Annotated in this window: 22 protein-coding genes and 4 pseudogenes; 10 read left to right on the top strand and 16 right to left on the bottom strand. The window is 40.0% G+C overall.

Going from position 1 to position 22,979, the window contains the following annotated elements; all coding sequences use genetic code 11:
* Positions 1-275: 275 nt before the first annotated feature.
* Complete coding sequence (locus HRU69_13980; GenBank protein ID QOI98528.1) at positions 276-878, bottom strand: hypothetical protein; 603 nt, start codon at positions 876-878, stop codon at positions 276-278.
* Positions 879-2,113: 1,235 nt separating this feature from the next.
* Between HRU69_13980 and HRU69_13975 the strand changes: the two genes are divergently transcribed.
* The 4 genes from HRU69_13975 to HRU69_13960 are packed head-to-tail and all read left to right on the top strand — an operon-like array spanning position 2,114 to position 3,185.
* Positions 2,114-2,557 carry a transposase gene (locus HRU69_13975; GenBank protein ID QOI98527.1) on the top strand — a complete coding sequence of 148 codons (444 nt, stop codon included), beginning with the start codon at positions 2,114-2,116 and terminating at the stop codon, positions 2,555-2,557.
* Positions 2,558-2,564: 7 nt separating this feature from the next.
* The gene (locus tag HRU69_13970) at positions 2,565-2,747 is read left to right on the top strand and encodes a hypothetical protein (GenBank protein ID QOI98526.1); all 183 of its coding nucleotides are present in this window, start codon (positions 2,565-2,567) and stop codon (positions 2,745-2,747) included.
* Complete coding sequence (locus tag HRU69_13965; protein ID QOI98525.1) at positions 2,735-3,088, top strand: transposase family protein; 354 nt, start codon at positions 2,735-2,737, stop codon at positions 3,086-3,088. The genes HRU69_13970 and HRU69_13965 overlap by 13 nt, the downstream gene beginning before the upstream one ends.
* Complete coding sequence (locus HRU69_13960; GenBank protein QOI98524.1) at positions 3,060-3,185, top strand: transposase; 126 nt, start codon at positions 3,060-3,062, stop codon at positions 3,183-3,185. The genes HRU69_13965 and HRU69_13960 overlap by 29 nt, the downstream gene beginning before the upstream one ends.
* 863 nt (positions 3,186-4,048) lie before the next feature.
* Here HRU69_13960 and HRU69_13955 read toward each other — a convergent pair.
* On the bottom strand, positions 4,049-4,432 hold the full coding sequence (locus HRU69_13955; GenBank protein QOI98523.1) for a hypothetical protein: 384 nt from the start codon (positions 4,430-4,432) through the stop codon (positions 4,049-4,051).
* Positions 4,433-4,809: 377 nt separating this feature from the next.
* Here HRU69_13955 and HRU69_13950 point away from each other — a divergent pair.
* Positions 4,810-5,997 (top strand): annotated as a pseudogene (locus HRU69_13950) (IS256 family transposase).
* A gap of 132 nt (positions 5,998-6,129) precedes the next feature.
* Here the strand turns inward: HRU69_13950 and HRU69_13945 are convergent.
* From HRU69_13945 to HRU69_13930, 4 genes are all read right to left on the bottom strand, one after another.
* Positions 6,130-6,732 carry a hypothetical protein gene (locus tag HRU69_13945; protein QOI98522.1) on the bottom strand — a complete coding sequence of 201 codons (603 nt, stop codon included), beginning with the start codon at positions 6,730-6,732 and terminating at the stop codon, positions 6,130-6,132.
* Between the two features lie 185 nt (positions 6,733-6,917).
* Positions 6,918-7,589, bottom strand: a complete 672-nt coding sequence (locus HRU69_13940; GenBank protein QOI98521.1) for a hypothetical protein — start codon at positions 7,587-7,589, stop codon at positions 6,918-6,920.
* Positions 7,590-8,283: 694 nt separating this feature from the next.
* Positions 8,284-8,943 carry a hypothetical protein gene (locus HRU69_13935; GenBank protein QOI98520.1) on the bottom strand — a complete coding sequence of 220 codons (660 nt, stop codon included), beginning with the start codon at positions 8,941-8,943 and terminating at the stop codon, positions 8,284-8,286.
* Between the two features lie 164 nt (positions 8,944-9,107).
* Positions 9,108-10,256: an AAA family ATPase gene (locus HRU69_13930; GenBank protein QOI98941.1), complete on the bottom strand. Its 1,149-nt coding sequence runs from the start codon at positions 10,254-10,256 to the stop codon at positions 9,108-9,110.
* Positions 10,257-10,560: 304 nt separating this feature from the next.
* On the opposite strand from HRU69_13930, the gene HRU69_13925 reads away from it, so the two are divergent.
* The 5 genes and pseudogenes from HRU69_13925 to HRU69_13905 all read left to right on the top strand — a co-directional run bounded on the left by HRU69_13925 (position 10,561) and on the right by HRU69_13905 (position 12,968).
* On the top strand, positions 10,561-10,827 hold the full coding sequence (locus HRU69_13925; GenBank protein ID QOI98519.1) for a transposase: 267 nt from the start codon (positions 10,561-10,563) through the stop codon (positions 10,825-10,827).
* Positions 10,828-10,904: 77 nt separating this feature from the next.
* Positions 10,905-11,087, top strand: a complete 183-nt coding sequence (locus HRU69_13920; GenBank protein QOI98518.1) for a hypothetical protein — start codon at positions 10,905-10,907, stop codon at positions 11,085-11,087.
* Positions 11,088-11,187: 100 nt separating this feature from the next.
* The gene (locus HRU69_13915; protein ID QOI98517.1) at positions 11,188-11,499 is read left to right on the top strand and encodes a transposase family protein; all 312 of its coding nucleotides are present in this window, start codon (positions 11,188-11,190) and stop codon (positions 11,497-11,499) included.
* Between the two features lie 29 nt (positions 11,500-11,528).
* Positions 11,529-12,590: pseudogene (locus tag HRU69_13910) on the top strand (IS3 family transposase).
* A 153-nt stretch (positions 12,591-12,743) separates the two neighbouring features.
* Positions 12,744-12,968, top strand: a complete 225-nt coding sequence (locus HRU69_13905; GenBank protein ID QOI98516.1) for a transposase — start codon at positions 12,744-12,746, stop codon at positions 12,966-12,968.
* Here HRU69_13905 and HRU69_13900 read toward each other — a convergent pair.
* The 10 genes and pseudogenes from HRU69_13900 to HRU69_13855 form a co-directional block, all read right to left on the bottom strand.
* Positions 12,949-14,103: a hypothetical protein gene (locus HRU69_13900; protein QOI98940.1), complete on the bottom strand. Its 1,155-nt coding sequence runs from the start codon at positions 14,101-14,103 to the stop codon at positions 12,949-12,951. The two genes, HRU69_13905 and HRU69_13900, sit on opposite strands and share 20 nt — an antisense overlap.
* A gap of 60 nt (positions 14,104-14,163) precedes the next feature.
* A pseudogene (locus tag HRU69_13895) lies at positions 14,164-14,559 on the bottom strand (SH3 domain-containing protein).
* Positions 14,560-14,622: 63 nt separating this feature from the next.
* Positions 14,623-14,799: pseudogene (locus tag HRU69_13890) on the bottom strand (DUF4236 domain-containing protein).
* Positions 14,800-14,978: 179 nt separating this feature from the next.
* A complete protein-coding gene (locus HRU69_13885) occupies positions 14,979-16,025 on the bottom strand; it encodes a beta-lactamase family protein (protein ID QOI98939.1) in 1,047 nt (348 codons plus the stop codon).
* Between the two features lie 114 nt (positions 16,026-16,139).
* The gene (locus HRU69_13880) at positions 16,140-17,021 is read right to left on the bottom strand and encodes an alpha/beta fold hydrolase (protein ID QOI98515.1); all 882 of its coding nucleotides are present in this window, start codon (positions 17,019-17,021) and stop codon (positions 16,140-16,142) included.
* An 82-nt stretch (positions 17,022-17,103) separates the two neighbouring features.
* Positions 17,104-17,865 (bottom strand): RNA polymerase sigma factor, encoded by a 762-nt coding sequence (locus HRU69_13875; GenBank protein QOI98514.1) that lies wholly within the window; start codon positions 17,863-17,865, stop codon positions 17,104-17,106.
* 393 nt (positions 17,866-18,258) lie between these two features.
* Positions 18,259-18,858: a mercuric transport protein MerTP gene (gene merTP, locus HRU69_13870; GenBank protein ID QOI98513.1), complete on the bottom strand. Its 600-nt coding sequence runs from the start codon at positions 18,856-18,858 to the stop codon at positions 18,259-18,261.
* Positions 18,855-19,229: a winged helix-turn-helix transcriptional regulator gene (locus HRU69_13865; GenBank protein ID QOI98512.1), complete on the bottom strand. Its 375-nt coding sequence runs from the start codon at positions 19,227-19,229 to the stop codon at positions 18,855-18,857. Before HRU69_13865 ends, merTP begins: the two co-directional genes overlap by 4 nt.
* A 245-nt stretch (positions 19,230-19,474) precedes the next feature.
* On the bottom strand, positions 19,475-19,990 hold the full coding sequence (locus HRU69_13860; GenBank protein QOI98511.1) for a hypothetical protein: 516 nt from the start codon (positions 19,988-19,990) through the stop codon (positions 19,475-19,477).
* A gap of 454 nt (positions 19,991-20,444) precedes the next feature.
* Positions 20,445-22,979: a S8 family serine peptidase gene (locus HRU69_13855; protein QOI98510.1), complete on the bottom strand. Its 2,535-nt coding sequence runs from the start codon at positions 22,977-22,979 to the stop codon at positions 20,445-20,447.

The raw sequence follows: 22,979 nt of genomic DNA, 5'->3' as shown, positions 1-22,979 counted from the left end.
ATAATTTTGTTTGTCTTGCAATTACCGCCAACACTTGTGTTTATGCAGTGCGGGGAATAGGAGGACTTAAAATGGAGCGCAGCGGAATGTTAAGCCCGACCTGCTCCAAACTGTCCCCGTGACCAAACTACATTTTGAAACATAAACTTTAATTTAACACCAAACCCCGCATTGCATAAACATTTTGTTGCCGGCTGGCCATTTCTACCACTGCAACTTGAATCGTTAGCCCTTGTTTCCAAATTGTCCGCGTACAGAAGTCTAGTCGGTTTAAACTAAATTCTCCGCGAATGGATGACTTTTGCATAGTCAAATCCGTTTGCCTTTCCAGTTACTCCATGCGTAGAAAATTCTAATGACTTTGAGGCATTGTCCCCGTATAGAAAATTGAAAACAATTCCATAGTCCTCCGACTCTTGATATTTTGAAAAGAAGTTGTCCAGTAGCTCAAATTCATTTGAGTCAAGATTGTCAGAATCTATTTTACTCATTTTAGCCACGTACATTTCTTGCTCAATATGGTCTTTAAGAGTTTTTGGTTTTGGATTTGTCAGCCAATAGATTGTTCTGAAAGCATATTCAAGAGTCCTTCTCCTAATCAGTTGTTCCGAGTAACTTTCACTTGTCCAAAAGAATGGGGTACAAAAGGCTCTGGTAACAAGTGCATTGATTTTAAACTTACTGTCATAATCAGTAGTGTAGGAATTTGTCCATCCACCTTTCAAGTCGTCCGCCAAATTTAAAACCACTTTGAATGTCCTTTGGTCTTGCCCTTCTTTCAATATTATGTTGATACTTTTAAGTGTATCTTGAATAACCTGTTCCGCCTTCAGTTCTTTTAATTCCATCAGTTTCTGCAGAATGTGTTCTTTTGCCATTGGGTTGAAACCAACAATGGGCAAAGTCAAATCTCCATTTTTCCGTCCCGAAGCATTGAAATGTATTCTTGAAACCTCTCCTTTGAACGAGGTTTTGCATACAAGTCCAACATTGTGTCAATTATTGGAATTAGCTCGAATTTCATTTCTGTCAACCGTTAATGTGTGACGAGTCTCTGTCCGAAATGGCTTGCCGGCAACGTTTTGGGTTTGTTTAGTGGCGGATAAATCCAACGGATTTGTCCGCCTACACGAATATACATAAACTTGTTTACACTACGGGCGACTGTGTCGCCCGCCATTAAACAAACCTGGTGTTGGCGCCTGGCCGGTCACTTTAAAATCTTTTCTAATTTTTCTGGGTCTTGTCTGCTGTCCCAAATTGTAAGGAGAATTATTGCGTCAGCGGTCTCTTCGTATATTAGGAAGTAGTCCTTTACTATTTTGATTCTGGCTTTTGGTCGTCAGTCTGTTTGCCTATTTGTGGGTAGTCCTGAATAATATTGAGTGCTTCTCTCTAATCTCTTGTCCAATTTTTACTGTAAGTATTTGATTTATTTCTATTTCTCCAGTATTCTAAAATTTGCTTTCTGTCGTTCTGAGTTTCTTTTTGAGACCAAATTATTTGTTTAACCATTCGTCAATCTCTTTATTAGCTTGTTCTTCAGTCAAAATTGTCCGTTTTAATCTGCTGTCTGGCTTCACTAATTGCATTTTTTGGTCGTCATTTAATTTATAGACTTCAATGTCGTCTGTTTCAATTTCAGAAGTCTATATGCTTCTTCGAGGATTCTTCCGTCTTGGGTCTTTTGAATTTTGTCAATTAACCGCTTTCTCAATTCTACTGTCGACATAAGCTTAAATGTTTGTCACAAGTTAATAAATTTTGGTCAGTTTACCTGTCGTTTTTTGCAGGTCACCGGCTTGGCGCCAACGTTTTGGGTTTATGACGGCTGCGGTTTTCGAAGCCGAATTTGTCCCACGTGTTGAAAACGAAGTTAGTAAAACCAAACTACATTTCCACCGGTCGCCCGCAGCTGGCATAAACCTGGTGTTGCCGCCAGTACGCGTCCACCGTTAACCTTGTTTTGGACTTCTGTTAAGAAGTCCACCAAAAACTATTTTTTGGACGCGTCTGGCTCCACTTTTACAAAACGTTGTCTGGGTACTAGGCTGCTTTTTTTGAACAGGTTAAAAGTAGGATTTTCTAATTTAACCGACCAAAAAAAGTCAAAATGAAGAAGAGCAAATTTACCGAGGCCCAGATTATTGGCATCCTCAACGAACAAATCCAACAAGACCAGAAGGTGGCCGAAGTATGCCGCAAGCATGGTATTAGCGAGGCTACGTTCTACAATTGGCGCAGCAAGTACGCGGGCATGACCGTTGACGAACTTAAGCGACTTAAAGAACTTGAGTATGAAAATGCGAGGCTCAAGAAAATTGTGGCCAACCAGAGCCTGGAGATTGATGCCATAAAAGACCTGCTCTCAAAAAGTTCTGACGCCCGGACAAAAGAACACGGCCTGGCCCATTTGAAGAAGCAGTTTCGAATGAGCCATGTCCGGGCGTGCAAACTGGTGGGCTGTTCGCGTACTAAAAAGTATTACCGCAAGCGGATGCCGGCCAAAGATGCCGTGGTAAAAAGCAATCGAACAAGTCATCGGAACAAGCCGTAAGGGAAGGATGAAGGTAATCAAGCTGGTACAAAAGAATCACCCGGAATGGGGCGACAGTAAAATTCGCAGAGTATATGAGCGTGAAGGGTTTTCCCTTCACCGCAAACTGCGCAAGCGCATCAAAGACAACCCCGCCAACCCCTTTCTATACCCCTGCAGGCCAATATCGAGTGGGCCATGGACTTTATGAGCGATGCCCTGGATAGCGGGCGTACATTCCGCACACTCAACATCGTGGACCATTTCAACCGCCAGTGTATGGGTATTGAGGTGGACTTTAACCTGCCGGCCAGAAGGGTAATAGAAGCATTGGAGCGTGCCATTGAGCGGTACGGCAAACCGCTCAGCATCCGTACCGACAACGGCCCTGAGTTCCGCGCCAAACGCTTTATGAACTGGATGCACAACAACCACATCCAGTGGAACCCGATACAGAAAGGAAAGCCGCAACAGAACGCCATCATCGAACGATTCAACAAAACTTATCGCGAAGATGTGTTGGATGCCAACGTATTCAATTTCACTGGATAACGCCCGGCAAGTCACTCACAAGTGGGTCGATGATTACAACCATAAAAGGCCACACCAGGCGCTCAACTATCAAACACCCATGGCCTATGCTGCGTGATACCTACATGGGAAACTCTTTTTCTGTTTCCCTAAAAAAAGTATGGGCCATCAGTATGACAGCCCAAAACTTTTTTCAGTGCAAACCCTGCTTGTTCGCTGAGGTTTCCAATCGCAGCCACGCAGGTAAAGCTATTGCAAAACTCAAAACCTTAATCTATAATTACAACCTGTCAAAATTCCCAGCCACTTACCTCTGGTTCACAAGAAAATGTCCAAAAAAATTTATTTAAGGTCAATTTTTCAAAATTTCCTTCACCAAACCGCAAAAAAATTCGCGCTTCGCGCGATTTTCTTGTCTACGGTAGGGGGGGGCTGCTTTCGCGCGTGTCGCGCGCGACAAGGGCATTTATTTAAAGTCCGTTGTCAAATATTCAATTAGTCTAAAACTTTTCCGCGTGTCCGCGTAGGTGAATTTGAGTTATAAGTCTTTTGTCAAAAGCCCTTTGTTTTAAAGTCCGAAATTTTGTCCGCGTATCCGCGTACACTGGATTTTATAAAAGTCTTTGTCAAGAGCTAATTTATTGTCCGCGGAGATGAGTCTTTGTCAGTTAGTCAAACGTTGTCTGCGTAGATTTTTCGCGTATTGGCGGCAACGTGAGTGCATGAGCCGTAGCGGGGTTTAGGAGGACTTGGCAATGAAGCGAAGCGGAATGCCAAGGCCGACCTGCTGCGACTTGTCCCACGTGATAAATTTAAATATTGAAACCGAAACCGCAACGCAACACCGAACCCCCGCTATGGCTCATGCACATTGTTGCCGGCTGTTGGGTTTCGTCCGTTATCGTAAGTCGTGCGTTCAATTTTTTGTCAGTCGTTTAGTTTTTAGTCCGCGAGTTGTCGGCTGTCACGAAACCCAATTCCTTATTCTTTGATTTGATTTTCTATCTCAACAAAGTCCTTTTTGTCTCGCGTCTCCTTTATTTCTGTTATTTCAAATTTGGATTTGTCGAGTCGCTCGTCACCCGTGATTTTCAAGTAGTCGTCAACTACTTTTTTGTCGATTAGTATTTTTCCGTTCCCTGCCCAGTGTCGGTCTTCTCCGTTTTTCTTAACTCCTGAAATCCAGTACGCGTCACCTGTCTCGATGTCGTAAAAGTTGGAACCAACTCCTCGACTCTTTTTAAATGACTTGTTGTTAAAATAAATTGTCGTCTTTGTCCGCGAGAATGTCACGAGTCCAATCCATGCTGGTCCATTGTCCGAGTAGCCAGATTTTAATTCGATGTACATCAATCGTGTTTCCATTACTCAAAAGTCATTTTGCATTTGTCGGCCGAAATGTTGTCGGCTTGGTCTACTCTGTCCACGTAGCCAACCCAATTGCCGGCAACGTTTGGGTTTGTGCAGTGGCGGGTATAGGAGCGCTAAAAAATGGAGCATAGCGGAATGTTTAGCGCGACCTACACGTCACTGTCAACCGTGACCAAACGTAATTTGAAAACCAATTTACAAATAAACACCGAACCCCGGTAACGACTAAGCAACTGTGTAAAGGCCCGATTCGGCCTTGCTGAAAGGGGATGTGGAATGTACCACTTTCAGCCGAATCGGTTGCATTTAAAGACTTAACTTTAAACACAGTTACCATGGAAAATCAAGAACAACACCCACTACTCAAAGAGATGCTCACCCCTGAGTTTCTCAAGCAATTTAAGAATTCGAAAGACCTCAACAGCTTTATCGATGAACTTTTCAAAAAGGGCATGGAGCAAATGCTGGAAGGTGAACTCGATGGCCATTTGGGCTATGCCAAACATTCACCAGAAGGGATTAACTCCGGGAACTCACGGAACGGAAAAACCCGTAAGACCATCAAGACCACGCGAGGTGAACTACAGATAGAAGTACCTCGGGATCGGAACAGCACGTTTGAGCCCGTCCTGGTTCCCAAGCGCAGCCGGTTCGTAGAAGGCATCGAAGAAATTATCATCTCCTTATATGCCCGGGGTATGAGCGTACGCGACATTGAAATACAAATCCGGGAAATCTATGGTGTGAATGTTTCGGATGCCACTATTTCAACGTTACCTCGCGGGTACATACGTTGGTAACGGAGTGGCAAAGCAGGCCTCTTTCATCGGTGTACTTTGTGGTGTGGATGGATGGGATCGTATTCAAAGTCCGGCAGAATGGGAAGGTGATCAACAAAACCATTTACCTGGCCGTAGGCCTTAATGCTCAGGGGTTTAAGGAAGTATTGGGCATGTGGCTGGGTGAAAGCGAAAGTGCTTCATTCTGGATAAGTGTACTTACTGATTTAAAAGCCGTGGCGTGGAAGATATTCTCATCACCAGCACCGATAATCTGAAGGGCTTCACCGATGCAATCACCAGCGTGTTTACCCAATCGGTAACCCAGATTTGTGTAGTTCATCAGATCAGAAATGCGCTTCGCTACGTTGTCTGGAAAGACAAGAAACAATTTGTAGCCGATTTGAAGACTGTTTACGGAGCACCAAACAAAGAGCCTGGCTGCTCAAGCCTTAGAGCAACCTTTGAAGTAACATGGGGCAAAAATATCCGCATGCTATCAAGTCGTGGAAAACGAATTGGGATAACCTCACGCACTTCTTCGATTATCCGATCGAAATCCGAACGCTGATCTATACCACGAACATTATCGAAAATCTCAACGGAAAAATCCGCAAGTATACCAACAACAAACTTTCGTTCCCTGACGACCAGGCGGTGGTGAAAGCGGTGTACCTGGCTTTACGGGAGATCACCAAAAAATGGACCTTGCCCGTGAGAAACTGGCCACTAATCGTAAATCAATTTTTAACTATCTTCGAAGGCAGATGCAAAATATAAAACCTTTACGCAGTTGCTTAGTCGTTACCCAGCACTTACACACTTAATTAGGCAGTGTCCGAACCCCGCCATTGCGCAAACCTGCTGTTGGCAGCTGGGCAACCCACACCGCTCTTTATTAGTAGCTCCAATTTACTCGTCATTGTCGGCAAGCAAGTCATTATATGTTGACCAGTCCAATTTACTTTTATTTGAACTTTCTGTCGAAGTCCTTTCGTTAGCTTGCTTGATTAATCTTTTCAGTTTACCGATTACTGATTCATTTATCTGTTTGAACTCAGGCAATTCTCTTATTAGTTGCTTAATTTCTTGTCTCAATGCTTCATTTTCATCTTGAAAAGGACTAGTCACTTTTTTTAATTTCTCCTTTTGTTCTCGGCTTTTTGCTTCCAAAACTTTTATTATCTCTCCGTACTTTTCGGTCTTCTCTCTTGCAATTTTCAGTTTGTACTGCAGTTCGTCTATTAGTCGTTCAGATTCTAATATTTTTATGTTTTGGTTATAGCGAATGGCTGACTCAAACCCGTACTTTGTTCTAATATATTCTTCTCCGGATTCATTAACGTAAATGTCTTGTCCAACGTAAGAGAGTCCAACGTGATGTGCTATTAAATCATAAACTGTTATGTCTCTCGTTGATTGGTCGTCACTTTTCATTAGAATTAAACCGTCTGGGATTCGGTATTCAATTCTTTCATTTGTCCTTGTCTCGATTTCTAATTTTATGTCTGTCATTTGAAATCTTCATTGTCTTTGGTTGCCTTGCTGCCAACGTTTTGTGTTTAAGGAGTTGCGGGCATAGGAGGGTTTAAAAATGGAGTGAAACGGAATGTTAAACCCGACCTGCTGCGCAACTGTCCCACGTTGTGGGACTAAATTAAGAAACGAATTTGAATTGGCACACAACACCCCGCAATTACTTAAACACGGTGTTGGGGGTTGTATTGGCACACCAGTGTTTCTAAGTCCTTTGTTTCAAATATTTCAGAAATCTCTTTTAGTGAACCAATCTGAAACTTAATTGGATTTTGCCTGTCATTCTTAACAATTATTCGAAACTCCTTTTGATACTCAAATTCTTTGCTTTTATGAAATAAGTCCAACTCTCCGTTTATTAAATGTTTGTCGTAATATTTCACAAAGCCAGTCTTAATGCTCAATTTTTCATTTTCGAACCCTTTCATCAGTCGGTCGAAAAATTGTTGGTTGTCCTTGATTAATAAAAAGTGTGTCCCAAATCTTGAATTCTTTAAGTCCAACTTTAGAGTCTCAAGTTTTATAATCTCCTCTCTTGTAATTGCGGTCAAGCAATAGATATTTCCTTTGATGTCGGTATAAAATTCTCGAAGATGTAGTTTGGCTGTCTTGAGTTCTATTTCTTTTTTGTCTGGAAGATAAAGAGTTATTTTACTGTCAGGAGGGTAGTTAGTAATCTTAAAAGTCCCCTCGTAACTGTCTCCTCTTAAATAAGAGTCTTCAAGTTGTCTGAAGTACTCAATTGTATTACAGTAAATAGTCCCATTTTCTTGGAGGTCTCGAATGTTCTCCTCAGAACCAAATTTTATAAATGTCTGAATGTTTACAGTACTCATCTATGTCCAGCCAATATAACCCACAACGTTTGAGTTTGCGCATCGGCTGTTAGTGAAACATTCCTTGTCCCACGAAACCAAACGTTGTAAAGTAAATATACTAAATAGTTGGTCGTCAACCAGCCGTTGCGCAAACTTGTTGTTGTGCACCGTGCGGTCTGTCGTACGTTATATAAAGATAAAATGCTGTCGGCAAACCTTAACTTTATTTTGAAACTTATTCTAAGTCCCACGTAATAGACAGACTGTACGGTGCCAACACGTGCGCGTGGGAGAAATCCAGAAACTATCCGCGGAGCGAAATCTTGACGACTGGATGTAAAACTGTCTGCGTAAATGAGTCCGATGTATTTTGTTTTAGTCAGTTATTGTCGACCGAAGCCCAAACTGTCCCGAAAGCCGGAACGTAATTTTGAAACTTGATTGTCGCGCGGTCGCAGTGTGAAGCCCGAACGTAATTGATTGCTTGTCTGCCGTTATTGTCTGCGGGGATGAATTTATCTTGTTTACGTTGTCACCAGATGCGTAAGATTATTTTGTCCGACCGCATGGTGCACAACGTTTTGGGTTTATGACGGCTGCGGCTATCGAAGCCGTCATTGTCCACCGTTACGTAAACGAAATTAGTAAAACAAAACTACATTTCAACCTGTCACCCGCAGCTGGCATAAACCTGGTGTTGGGCACAGTAGCCTTAACTCATCCATTGATTAATATAATACTCAATTGTCCACTTGTCGTTTATTTTTCTCATAACAACTATGTCACCTGAGGCATCAAGACTTCCTTTGTAGTTTTCCACGTAAAACATAGCTCGGTCATAACTGTCATTGAATATGATATTTGAAAAACGAATTATTCCATAGCAGTCCTTGTGCTTTTTGTGAAACTTAGTCCAACCCATTTTAAAGTAGGGTTTAGCCTTCTTAATTACTTTTATGTTGTAGTTTGTGTCTATGTCGGAAATAGCCGAAAGGTCTTGTTTATAGTTCGAAAATAATTTTAACATCAATTGTCCTAGTTCTGTGTCATGTTTTAGCATTTTACCTAGTCCATAGGTAGGAGGCATGTCAAAATACAAAGTAGGTTCTTGTCCTATGAATGTCTTTTGATAGAACTCATTGTTTTCAATATTTCCAGATAAAAAGTCAAACAGGTAAAGGCTGTCAATAACTGACTCGAACTTATCTATGGTTGTCAAAAGTATTAAGTCAGTCCGTTTATTAAACATTGAGTCATATTCTTTTATGTTGTCATTTATAAAGTGAGAATAAACAGTCCGCTTTGATAAATTACTTTGTCCGGAACAGGAAATGGTAATTAAGAGTCCTGATATAATGAGGTACTTTTTCATTTGGCTATTGTGCCCAACGTTTTGGCGCTTGGCGCAGTGGCGGATTTCGGAGTACAAAACTGTCAATACACCACAAAAGTTGATGCGAGGTAGAATGTTCAATTAACCACGTCACCCGCCATTGAGCCAAACGCCTGTTGGGTGCTGGCTTTCTTGTTTGTTTGTCAACTTGCATATATTGTCACGTTTGGTATGTCTTCTGATTCTATTGTTGTTAATATCTCTTTAGTCAACTGTTGGTCTGTCAAAGCAATTCTGTTTGATTGGTTTTCGATTGACTTCTCAAAAATATTTCTTACAAGTCTACCGTTGCCAAAGTCCTTTGTTTTTGTCTCGTAAAGGTGTTTAAAAGCGTCTGTCAAAAGGGTTTTAGCACTTGGTGAAATGTTATATTCAGATTTAGAACATAGCAATTCATAAATTTTTATCATTTCGTCTGGCGTATAGTCAGGGAAATGAATATATCTGTTAAACCGAGATTTGAAGCCGGGATTAGTATCAATGAATGTTTTCATTTCTTCCGAATATCCTGCTACAATTAAAACCAATTTGTCTCGATTGTCTTCCATTCGTTTTATTAAAGCTGCAACGGCTTCTTTCCCATAATCATCATTTCCTTGTCCAACTAACGCATAAGCTTCATCTATAAAAAGGATTCCGTCAAGAGCAGATTTAACAACTTTGTCAACTTTGGTTGATGTCTGACCTAAATATTCTGCAACAAGTCCTGAACGGTCTGTTTCTACTAATTGACCTTTCTCTAATATCCCTAAATGCTTGTAAATTTTGGCAACTAAACGAGCAATTGTAGTTTTTCCTGTTCCTGGTGAGCCTGTAAAAACACAATGGTAAGATACTTGTGAGTTTTTAAGTCCTTGCTTTTCACGTTCTTTTTGAATTTGTATAAAGTTGATTAAAGACTTAACTTCTCGCTTTACATCATCAAGTCCTATCAAACTTTCAAGTTCCGCCAAAACTTGTTCTAAGCTTTCTGATTCTTCAGCTTCTGAAATATTAACTGCTTTGTTTTCATCTTCTGGAACTGGTTTGTGCGTTATCTGATATATTTCTTTCAAGGCAGTTTCTTCTTTTTTGGTTACTATATTATCAGCTTTTGCGATTATCGTTGCAAAACGATATAAAGTTGTAACATAATCATCAAAAAGGGGATGGTCTAAAAGCTTTAATGTAGCTGGTAAAGAAAGATTGTTTTGAACTTTAGTAGAGGAAACTGGCTCTCCATCTTTGGTTTCTTGAATGTCAATTTTTAGAGGGTTGCTTTTGTCTGCAATTTCTAAAATTGTGTCAGCCATATTTTTAAACTTTCCTGATGAATGCGAATTGGCTATTGTTTCATAATCAAGCGATAAAAAATCTGTTTCTGTTTCAATAATTCTCATTGATAGAAGAACTAATCCTGACATTTCCACGCTATCAAGTATAATTTTTCCGTTTGTTAAAATTTTGAAAATTTGTGTCATATCGTAAAGGACACAATAAGGAACAAATGTTTCGGGGGTAGATTCAGTTAATGTATGTTTAAAATTATCTTGTAAGCTCCCCCGAAAATAGGACAGTTTTGAATTAGACAAAAGGTCTAACTTTAAACTGTTAACTATGAAAAGAACACGATTCACCGAAGTCCAGATTTTCAACATTCTCAAGGAGTTTGATGCTGGCAAAAACATCCAGGATATTGCCCGCGATCAGGGGATTTCGAAAGCCACCATTTATAACTGGAAGGCAAAATACGGGGGCATGGAGATGAGCGAACTCAAGCGGGTTAAGGAACTTGAGGAAGAAAACCGGAAACTCAAGCAGATGTATGCCGACCTGGCCCTGGACAACAAGATGCTTAAAGATGTTTTGGGAAAAAAGTATTAAGGCCCGCTGAGAAGCGAACCCATGTAGACCATCTGAGAACGACATTTAAAGTCAGCCTCGGTCGGGCCTGTAAAGTGATGGATATCTCACGTTCGGTTTACTACTACCAAAGTAAGAAGGACGATCATGTGGTGATTGACAAACTTCAGGATTTAGCGGAGAAACGGCCTACGGAGGGTTTTGGAAAATGTACTTCAGGATACGAAAGGAAGGATTATTATGGAACCATAAACGCATCCACCGGGTGTATAAACTATTGAAATTGAATATGAAGCGAAAAGGAAAAAGAGGTTACCGGCACGCGCGCTCCAGCCCCTGGAGGCGGTTAGCCATATCAATGCAAGCTGGTCGATGGATTTTATGAGTGATTCTCTTTTGTCAGGTCGTAAGTTCAGGGTGCTGAACCTGCTGGATGACTTTAACCGCGAGGCTCTGGCTATTGAAGTGGACACCTCAATGAGAGCCGAACGGGTGATACGGGTGCTGGAACAAGTCATTGGGTGGAGAGGGAAACCCAAGCGAATCAGGGTTGATAATGGGCCCGAATTCATATCAAGCAAACTTGGCTTATGGTGCGAGGAGAATGGTATCCATTTACAATTCATTCAACCAGGCAAACCTTCCCAAAATGCATATGTAAGCTCCCCCGAAAATAGGACAGTTTTGAATTAGACAAAAGGTCTAACTTTAAACTGTTAACTATGAAAAGAACACGATTCACCGAAGTCCAGATTTTCAACATTCTCAAGGAGTTTGATGCTGGCAAAAACATCCAGGATATTGCCCGCGATCAGGGGATTTCGAAAGCCACCATTTATAACTGGAAGGCAAAATACGGGGGCATGGAGATGAGCGAACTCAAGCGGGTTAAGGAACTTGAGGAAGAAAACCGGAAACTCAAGCAGATGTATGCCGACCTGGCCCTGGACAACAAGATGCTTAAAGATGTTTTGGGAAAAAAGTATTAAGGCCCGCTGAGAAGCGAACCCATGTAGACCATCTGAGAACGACATTTAAAGTCAGCCTCGGTCGGGCCTGTAAAGTGATGGATATCTCACGTTCGGTTTACTACTACCAAAGTAAGAAGGACGATCATGTGGTGATTGACAAACTTCAGGATTTAGCGGAGAAACGGCCTACGGAGGGTTTTGGAAAATGTACTTCAGGATACGAAAGGAAGGATTATTATGGAACCATAAACGCATCCACCGGGTGTATAAACTATTGAAATTGAATATGAAGCGAAAAGGAAAAAGAGGTTACCGGCACGCGCGCTCCAGCCCCTGGAGGCGGTTAGCCATATCAATGCAAAATGGTCGATGGATTTTATGAGTGATTCTCTTTTGTCAGGTCGTAAGTTCAGGGTGCTGAACCTGCTGGATGACTTTAACCGCGAGGCTCTGGCTATTGAAGTGGACACCTCAATGAGAGCCGAACGGGTGATACGGGTGCTGGAACAAGTCATTGGGTGGAGAGGGAAACCCAAGCGAATCAGGGTTGATAATGGGCCCGAATTCATATCAAGCAAACTTGGCTTATGGTGCGAGGAGAATGGTATCCATTTACAATTCATTCAACCAGGCAAACCTTCCCAAAATGCATACATCGAGCGTTTTAATGGGAGCTTTCGGAAGGATGTGCTTGATGCATACGTATTCGAATCGCTGACCCAGGTTAGAATCCTGGCAGACGAGTGGATGAATGATTATAACTACCACCGTCCCCATGACGCGCTAGAAGGTCGCAGTCCTGCGGACATGCTGGCAGTGGATTTATGGAAAACTCGAAACGAGTTTCCCACAAACCCACAGCCGGTTACTATGATAACAATGAATAAATTTTCTAATTTAGAGTTGTCCTAAAAAGGGGGAGCTTACACATACATCGAGCGTTTTAATGGGAGCTTTCGGAAGGATGTGCTTGATGCATACGTATTCGAATCGCTGACCCAGGTTAGAATCCTGGCAGACGAGTGGATGAATGATTATAACTACCACCGTCCCCATGACGCGCTAGAAGGTCGCAGTCCTGCGGACATGCTGGCAGTGGATTTATGGAAAACTCGAAACGAGTTTCCCACAAACCCACAGCCGGTTACTATGATAACAATGAATAAATTTTCTAATTTAGAGTTGTCCTAAAAAGGGGGAGCTTACAATCTGTAAATGCTTCATCAAATTTTAATTTATCAGTTATGTCTGAAAGATGCTTTGATAAGTCAGATAGTAAATTGAAATACTCTTTTGATAATGTTCCCTTCACATTTGAAGTGCTTATAGAAGTGGGTAATTTACTTGATAAGCTTGAAAGAACTCTATTCAATTCATCTTGGTCTTTTATTAAAAGTTCTCTGCCATTAGAATCATCAAATCTTCCAACAATTTTTGCTTGCTCTAATTCATCCATAATTCTGCCCGCTCGATTGTATCCCAATTTTAATTTCCTTTGAATTAGTGATGTCGAAGCTGATTGATGCAAAACAACTAATTCAGCAGCTTCTTGAAAAAGGGGGTCATATTCAGGAATGTCGTAGTTTGTGAATGTTGAAGTTGAAAATTGGGAAGCTGAATTATTTATGTTACGACCTAAATTTCCACTTTGGAGTTTTCCAATAGTCCTTAACTGTATTACAAAATCATCTAAAGCATCTGACTTTGATGGCATAATTATTTCATTAATTCCTTCATCAGATGAAAAGTGGTATTCAGTATAAGCGCAAATTGGGATTCTTGGATTATTTGAAAATCTCCTATCTGCTCCGCCACTTTTATTTACATATTTATAAGTGTAATCTGCAACTGTTGCATCAGATGGAACCCCATTATATTCCCTAAAACTTACTGGCAAAATGTCAATGTTTAGATTACTGTATTGAACTGCTGCAAATTTATTGTTTCGTTTGAGCAATAAGCGGTCAGGCAGAAAGTAAAGCTCGGTATTTTGCAATCCTATAAATGGTATTTTGACATTCGTTTCAAAAAAAGGAGACGGCAATTTGTGACTTGAAATTTCCTTTATTTCTTTTCTGTCTACTGTTACAGTAGCTCCTGCACTGTATTTTGCATCATTTGTTCTACGAGCATTTACTACTTGCCATTTTTTATTTGAGTTTGTAAACTGTTTAAATCCTGTAAGCATATCTTTTTGTAATTCTTGAACAATTTCATCAAGCTCGTATGTAATGAAAATAGATTTTCTTCTTTTATCGTTACTGTATAGAAAAAGATTTAAAAGGAGGAGAGGTATGAAAGCTGTTCCAAATAAAATATATCTCATATTGGGATTGTCATCAAACCGTCTTATTGTTTCTGATTTAATTAATTCATTTGATGTTGTTACCAAGTCACCGTGAACATAAGCAGTGTCATTGTTCGCAGTTAAAACTTTGAACCAATGATTTTCAGTTTCTCCAAGTAAAACAAACTTATCACCTTTGTGAGATTTGTCAAGAATTTTTGAGTTTTCGGTTTTGGGTTGGTCTCTAAGGTTTACGGTTTCATTTTTGATTGTAGCAAAGTTCTGATGCTCTTCAATAGTGTTTGTTACTTCAAATAATTTGTAAGCAACAAATAATAAAATGATGATTGAAGGATATAAACCCAAAATCTTTTGCAGTCGTATCTTTTTATCTTTTTCCTGTAATTCATTTATAAAGTCAGTAGATTCGCTATCTGTAATTCTGTCAAAATTGCTCGTTGTAATTGTTGCAGGAATTTCGTCAGCCGCTGGAATATGAAAATCTTTGGCTAATTGGTTATATTGTTCTTTCTCTTTGTCAGATTTAAAAAGTCCTTTACCAAGATATTTTTTGTAATAAAAACCTTTCCGTCCAAGGTGAACATATGTCCCTGCTGGTCCAACTACAAATCTTGCACCTTTAACACCTGTCGAGACACCAACGCCCCGTTTTGAGAAGTTCAGTCGGAAAAGTCCACCGAGTAAACCTTTTGATTTTCTAAAGTAAAATCCCATATCGTAATTTCTTTGTGTTGTCGTTTTTTAAGCTTGCACCCAACGTTTTGCGTGTTGCCGCAGTTGGCGATTTCGGAGCACTTCACTGTCAAACTGCACTAAAGTTTGATAGGAGCACTCAGCTTCAATTTAGCACGTCACCGCCAATTGAGGCAACACGCTGTTACCACCAGTGCTTCTCATTGTTTCTTTATTTGTTGAGTTAATTTAATCATTGTCTTAAAGGAAATCTCAGGGTTTGCAACTTGATTTACGGTTCCAACTATGAAGATATTTTCTTTCGGACTGTAATATGCCAAAGCACCCGAAAGTCCTGAATGGCCAATGAAGTATGGTACAGCACCTGTCGGATTAAAAATCCAAGGAAGCTTGAATAAATGAATTCCGATACCGGATTGCATTGGAAAAAAGATTCTGTTCCATTCTTGCAATTCGTCAATGTAAGTCTGTGGAAATAATTTGCCTATAAAAAATGCTTCAATAAAAATAAGCATATCGTTTGAAGTAGAAACGATACCACCGTCTGCCCCAAATGAAGTCATTGCTTTGGGTATATTTAACTCAGTGCTTTTGTAATATAATGTTTTAGGTGTTTTGTCAGTTGAGTCTTGATATAGATAGGTGTTTATCAAGCCAAGTGGTTTAATAATTATGTCTTGGCAGTTTTCAGTATACGGCTTGTGAGTTATGTTCTCAATTATTTTACCCAAAAGTTGAAAATTAGCATCTGAATAATGAGCCTTTCCCTTTCTACCCGGTGCAAAATGAGGTTCAATTGATTTGGTTCTCTCTATAGTCTGCTCAAAAGTCCAGTATTGGTCATGGCCACTTATCAACTCGTCTTCCAGACTTTTACCATTGGAGCCTTTGTCTTGAAAATAGTCTGGTAAGCCCGAAGTATGAGAAAGCAAATGTTGAATAGTTAGTTCTTGAGAATAGTCTTTCCCTTTATAAACATGCAGTCCCGATAAGATTGATTGTTCAATGTATTTGCTGATTTTGTCATCAAGATTTAATTTGCCATCTGCCCTTAGTTTCAAGATAATCGCAGTTGTAAAAAGTTTGGTTGTACTTGCAATAAAATAGGGTTGGTCTATGCTCATATTCCCCGATGAACCTTGCCAAGTTAAAGTGTCTTTTTTGAAGGCAAAAGATGCCCCAAACACTTTTTTATTATCAACCGTTTTATCTAAAACGGCCTGAAGTGATTTTTCTTTCTCAGTCATGCTTTTGTCGGTATTATCTTGTCCTGATGCTGTTTCAAAAATTGATAAATATAGTATAAGAGCAGCTAGTTTTAGAACCCTACTCTTACGATAAACACTTTTCATTTTTTTAAATTACTTTGCTTTTAAAACCTTAATTACTTCTTCTGGTGCTTCTTCTTGCGGGAAATGCCCTATTTCAGGAAGTTTGACTACAGTTGTATTTTTCCAATTGTCAAGCCAAAAGTTCAAATCCTGTTCTCTGAAAGCAATATCTTTCATACCCCATACAAAGGTTGTGGGAATACTGATGATTTTGTCTTTCTGTTGCCACAAACTGTCTAACCACTTGCTTGAGCCGATGATTTGTTTTGGGAAAACGTAACATCCTTTTCGTTGTGCAGGTGTTTCCAAATGAAGATAGTAATGCTTGTGTATATTTTTGCTCAATTTCTTTGAGTCGCCAACAGCTTTCTTAACCACTTGTTTGCCAAAGAAATTAAATCTTTTTATCAGAAGTCGTCCAAACCAGCTTCCCATAAAATTGCTGAACTTTTTGAAATGCGGGTCATTTTCTACACTCCAAAGCCATGTGTTCAAAATGACAATTTTCTTTATTCTCTCAGGATGTTTAAGGGCATAAGATAGTCCAATAGGGCCACCCCAGTCATTTACAACAAGGGTAATATTGTGTAAATCCAAGCTGTCCATCCAAAGCTCAAAGTTTTTGGCGTGTTGTTCGGGTAGGTACGTCCAATTTTCAGGTTTGTCCGATAGCCCAAACCCAATATGGTCAGGAGCTAAACAGCGATGTGTTTTGGACATTTCCTTAATCACATTTCTAAACTCAAAACTCCATGCTGGGTTGCCATGCACCATTACTATGGGGTCTCCTTCCCCTTCGTCCACATAGTGCATATTTCCCTCAGGCAAGGTGAAAAAATGATTTTTAAATGGATACTCGTTTTTATCGAGCCATTTAGGTTGATTGGATTTGCCGTTTGTTGTTGTCGTCATAATTGAAATTAGAGTTAATGTTAAAAACGTCTTTATTGTGTTTTCTTCATTAGACGTTTTGAGCCATTAAAACGGTCGGAAACTACCGGTCAATTATGGTTTCTCTTAATATTTGCATTATAGTGTCTTCTAAGTCGGCACCATTGCTGTGTAAAGGGTTGATTTGATTGATGATTTGAAATCGCAGCTTAAGGTTTTCTTCTGGTGATTTATCCCGACTTAAACCTAATTTGGAAATTTTTTCAGTTGAATTTTTCTCGGTTTGTAAATAGTCGTTTAACTCAGCACATTGATAACATACCCCGGTTTTGTTAATCAGAGCACATCTGTTTTCATATTTTAATTGAAGTTCTTTTCTGCCGTCATGCAATAGGTGTTTTACCACACCTTCTGTTACATTCAGTATTTTGGCAATTTCAGTCCGTTTGAAATCATATATTTCTTTTAAAATTATTGCTATTTGTTTCTCCAAAGTCAGGTTTTTGGCAACACAAGTGAAGCAATAGTTGATATGTTCCTTTAATTCAAAGTGTAAGTCCGATTGGCTATTAAACGATAAAACTATTCTTTCCGCAACTTTCGGGTTTTCGACTGCCGCATTTTTGCATTTGTCTTGAACATCTAAGTCCCAACGATTTTTAACTCTTTGATTGTCCTTGGCAAGATTGGTAGCAATACTAAACACCCAAGTTTTTAAAGATGAATTTCCCTTAAAGGTTTCAATTTTCTCATGAGCCTTTATAAAAGTGTCATGCAGCAAATCTTCCGCATCTTCTTTATTTGCTGTCAGTCTATATAAGTATGACTTTAGCTGTTCAGCGTATATTTCAAATTCTAAATTCATTTTCTAGTGTGTCGTCTTTTAGCATTGGTGGTAACGTTTTGCGGCTTGGCGTAGTGGCGGATTTTTAGCACAAAAGTTCAATCGAAGCACTGCACTTGAACCTACCACAAAACTGTCATACGAAGCAATACACCCGCCATTACGCCAAACCGCTGTTAGTGGCTGGGCTTCTTTATTTCTGTCCGTTAGCAACATTTTTTGTCTTGCTGAATTGGTGGACAAGCTACACTTCCGTAACTGCAATATACACAACAGTCGCCTTGTTTTGGTTTAAGAACTTGCTTACATTTTTCACATTCGTAAAAATATTGACAAGCGTCTGTCGGCATTGTTTCTTCTTTTTTGTGTCCGCAGTTGGGGCAAGTGATTGTTGATTGTAATATTACTTCCATTTTAATTTTCTTTTTTGTCGGTTACAGAATATCCTGTTGAGTTAATTGCTTTTTCAATGTCTGCAATGTTAGTTTTTGAGTTGTCAAATTCTACAATTGCGTTTCCATTTTCGTATGAAGCGTTTGAACTTATTATTCCTGTCAATTTATTTACTTCGTGATTTACGTGTTCGCCACAACTTGCACAAGTCATTCCGCTAATGGTAAATTCTACTTTTTGAATATTGGATTTGTCTACTACTATGATTTGCTTTTCTGACTTTGGATAGAAAATGTTGGAGTAGTGTGGAAAGGCAAGCATAACGATTGCAAATGCTGTTACAATTCCTAAAAACTTTTTTGATTGAATGAATTTAGGTTTTACTTCTGTTTCACAGTTACAGTTAATTTGTTTTTTTGGTTTCAACTTTTGATACCAAGCAAAACCAAGAACCAAAATTGTCAAACCGATAAAATACGGTCGGAAAGGTTCAAGCCAAGAAAAAGTTGAAGCAAGTCCGCTTGTCCCTGCAATGAGAGCCAAGACTGGTGTAATGCAACACAATGAAGCGGCAATTGCTGTCAAAAGCCCTGCTCCAATTAGTTTGTTGTCTGTTTTCATATTGTTTCTAATATTTTATTCTCGTCAAGTATTTTGAAAAACGGTCTCAGCATTTTTTCATACTCTTTTGTCAATGAGTAAAAAATGGTTTGAGCTTCTCTTTCTGTTTCAATTAGTTTTCTGTCTTTTAGTTTTCGCAAGTGTTGTGAAACTGCTGAAATTGTCATTCCAAGAATGTCGCTTATATCACAGACACAAAGTCGTTTTTCTTCATAGAGCAGAAACAGAATTTTGAGTCTTACGTTGTTTCCCGCTAATTCAAGTCCGTTCGATAAATAGTCAAACGAGCCGTTGAGTTCTGAAACTCGGTCTTTACAGCGATTTATTTGTTTAATGTCTGCTTGTTGTCGTATGCAAGAATTATTGTCCATTGAGCAAAGATAGTTAATTTGTTTATTTAAGCAATTGCTAAAATATGAAATGTCAAAAAGAACCCGATTTGTCTGTCGGGTTGTGTCGTCATAGCCTTGCCACTAACGTTTTCGGGCTTTGCGTTGGTGGGCTTTTGAAACCGTAAACTGTCTGCCAGCACCAAAGTTTATTTATTGCTCAAATGTTTCTATATGCACTGTCCGCCCACTAACGCAAAACCCGTGTTAGGCGGGCGTACTTTTGTCTAACCACGCATTTTTGGCCAATTACCATTTTTGTCCTTACAAGTAGGGGATGTCAAAGTTAAATTTCCTTTTTTGTCGTAAATATAAACTGTCCAACCGTGTGGTTGTCCTTCACACTTTTTTGTATAGTCAAAATGTTGACTTAATTCACCTGTTGGAAAATATTCTTTGCAAGAAATGTATTCACCGTCTTTAAAAACGTGAACGGAACTTAATTTTCCTTTTGCGTCATACCACTTGTATTCACCATTAAGTATTTTGTTTTTTGTGTCGCCCTCTAATTTGTAACCTTTTCCGCCACATGGCCCCATTGGATAAATATTTGTCCCGTGGTCAAAATAAGTGTAACGGTGATAAATTGCTTTAGTGCTGTCGTCAACTTTTTTCCAGTCTTTGTCAAGATAGACTATCCATTTACCATCTTTTTTTCCGTTAGAGTCTAATTGATTTGTTTGGCCGAAAATGAATGTCGTCAAAGTCAGCAGGAGCATTGTTAAAATTGATTTTGTTTTCATGTCTATGAGGTTTTATGCTTATATGTCGAATATTATAAAATTACATAACTTTTTTAGGTCTGTCCAGTATGCCGCCTAACGTTTGTGCATGTGCCGTAGCGGGGTTTAGGAGGCTTTGCCAAATGACCGTAGGGAATGGCAAAGCCGACCTGCTGCGACCTGTCCCACGTGGGTGAGCGAAATTAATAAACAAAAACTATAACGCAACACCTAGCCCCCGCTATGGTCACATGCATATTGTTGGCAGTAGTAGGGCCCTACTCTAAATTTTATTCGTAGCCTTGTCTTTTGTCACACGTTAATCTTACACCAAGCTTTATTTGTCAGTCGTGCGATGGGACATTTTTCATTTCTACTTTGTCCACTTACACTGCACTGAGCACACTTATTGACTGGCTTTGGTTGTGGACTGAATGTGCGGCCAGGCAATGTGTGTGCGAGTTGGTAAGACAAATTACTTTCGGATAAGCTTAACGAATGCTCTTTTGTCAAGAAGATCTGCTCTCAGATAATAAAGTCCTGTTGGATATTCACTCAAACTGAAAGTAAATTTTTTCTTGTCGGTAGACAGCAATTTTATTGGTTGACCTTTTATATCGAATATAGTTATGCTTATAGGTTTACTTATCTCTAACTCATTATTGAACCTGACAGTAAAGATATCATCAGATGGATTTGGATAAGCGGCTAATATGCCTGAGATATTCTCTTCTTCTAAACTCTCATCAGCCAAATTTCCAGTATGATCTTCTGATCGTTTTCTCTGGCAAGGGTCACACCCCCCCTCTGATGATACTGTTACATTTAAACTTGAATAGGTTGTGCCACACTGGTTGGTAGTTTGTAAGTCAACGGAACCATCTGTGTTCCAATAAATGCTCACCCAATTATTGGGAGAGCCGCCTGCAAATATGCTTCCACCTCCATTTACGCTCCACTCAAATGCATAGGTTCCATCATGAAATGTTCCGTTATACGTATAAACCTGACCAGGATAAACTGTTGAAGGTCCCGAAATCTGACCAGTAGGTAATCCGACATGTACTGGCTTTGTCATGGTTACCCCATTACAAACACCACCAAGATAGGTACCCCAAATAGAAACACCACCATTAAAACCACCAACGCGTGTGGCAAGACCATTTGAGTTAATTGGAAAATTGGTAGGATTATTTGATTGCCAATAGATACCAGTTGCTCCTTGCGGCATAGTTTGAAAACTGTATTGACCATTATCACAAACAAGAGATGGCCCTGATATCCCTGCGTTGGGATTAGGGATACCGAGTACGGAGTATTGAAAAGTAACATTACCCGGGCTGGTTGGATACCACCCTACATATTGACCTAAGATTGTATAAACTTTATACACGTAAGTTCTTAATACTGCACCAGTGCTTGTAAGCGTTCCGGGCACAACCTCGCAGAAGCCCTCACCATAGTTTGGATTTGCAACACTCCAACCCGTAGTACCAACTCCACGACCCCATGCGCCCACAAATTGACAATATGACTGAGGAAAAGTTACTGATTTACGAACCTCATACCGTTGTACAGAATACCAGGCAGAACTTAGCCCTGCTGCTGTTAGAAATAGTACATTATAATAATTGGTTGGCGAACCAAAAGTTGCACCGCCTTGCGAACTCAATCTGTTCAAAGAAAATGGTGCGACCAAAAACCCCAAAGCTCTTTCTGCATTCACTCGTCCTGCTCCACTACTCTGGTCAAATCCAGGGGTAGTTCCGTCACCAGCTCCGGGATTGTCAAGATCGTCAGCACTGAGTCGAATAATATTTTCAATATCATCGTTCGACAGATTAGCGTTAAACCCCTTTAATAATGATGCGATACCAGAAACATGAGGTGTTGCCATCGAAGTTCCAGAGTTATTGCCGTAACCACCTGCTGTAAACGTTGATAAAATTGTCACTCCCGGGGCAGCAACATCAATATGATTTCCCCTTGCCGAAAAGCCAGCAACCACATCCTGAATATTTGAAGCGCCAACAGCGATTACATTATCAAAACCGGCTGGAAAAGCAACTACGCCTGGATTGGTTTGCTGATGATTGCCCATAGCCACAACTGATGTACGGTTCGCTTTGTAAGCCAGGGCAAATGCTTGACGTACAGTAATGGAGTTTCGTCCGGGAGACTCGTCCGGAAAGGTAAGCCCCCAACTGTGATTTAGCACATGAACATTGGGAGAAAAATTAACTGCGTCCACAATAGCATTATAAGTGTCAACATCATCCTGTACGTTGTCGATGCGCTGAGGATGGATTTGAGCATTCCAGTCAACACCTGAAACGCCCTGCCCATTATTTGATTCAGCAGCTGCAATTCCTGCTACGTGAATACCATGCCCATCCCATCCGAACCCGGTATCGCCACCTGTCACCTTTTCATTCAAATCTTCGTGATTGACATCGACACCACCATCAACAATAGCTATGATGTTGGTGGGATTACCCGTGAATATATCCCACGCTTGTTCTGCGTGAATATCTCTCCCCGGGAATATTGTGTTCCTTAATCCCCACTGTTCATTAAACCGGTCATCGCTTGGAATAAGGTAAGGGGTAACCGTACCATTTTGCTCAGCATATAGAACTTCAGGAATTTTATTCAACTCTTTGATGAGTGTATTACGCGCATCATCATCATCAACTCGCAGTCGAAACAGTTTTGTCATATTCAATTGCTGTAGTCTTGTACCATCTGCAAGTACTTTTAGCGTGTCGGCTTCAACGAATCGTGGATTAGCTGGCTCAAATGAACTTTCGGTTAACCCAAGACGTAATAAATTCTGCTTCAATATTTCCGAGCTAAAAACCGGCAGAGTGATAGTCTTATCATTCTGTATTTTTGTTTCCAGAGCCGCACCTTCGGTAAAGAAGACCAAAATTTCCTTTTGGGGATTCCGTTGTGCTGTAGCAATCCATACCTGAAGCATAAATAGTGTAAAGATTATCAGCTTTTTCAT

This window comes from Flammeovirgaceae bacterium, assembly GCA_015180985.1.
Taxonomy (GTDB): Bacteria; Bacteroidota; Bacteroidia; order Cytophagales; family Cyclobacteriaceae; genus UBA2336.
This window is presented reverse-complemented; position numbering and strand designations above follow the sequence as displayed.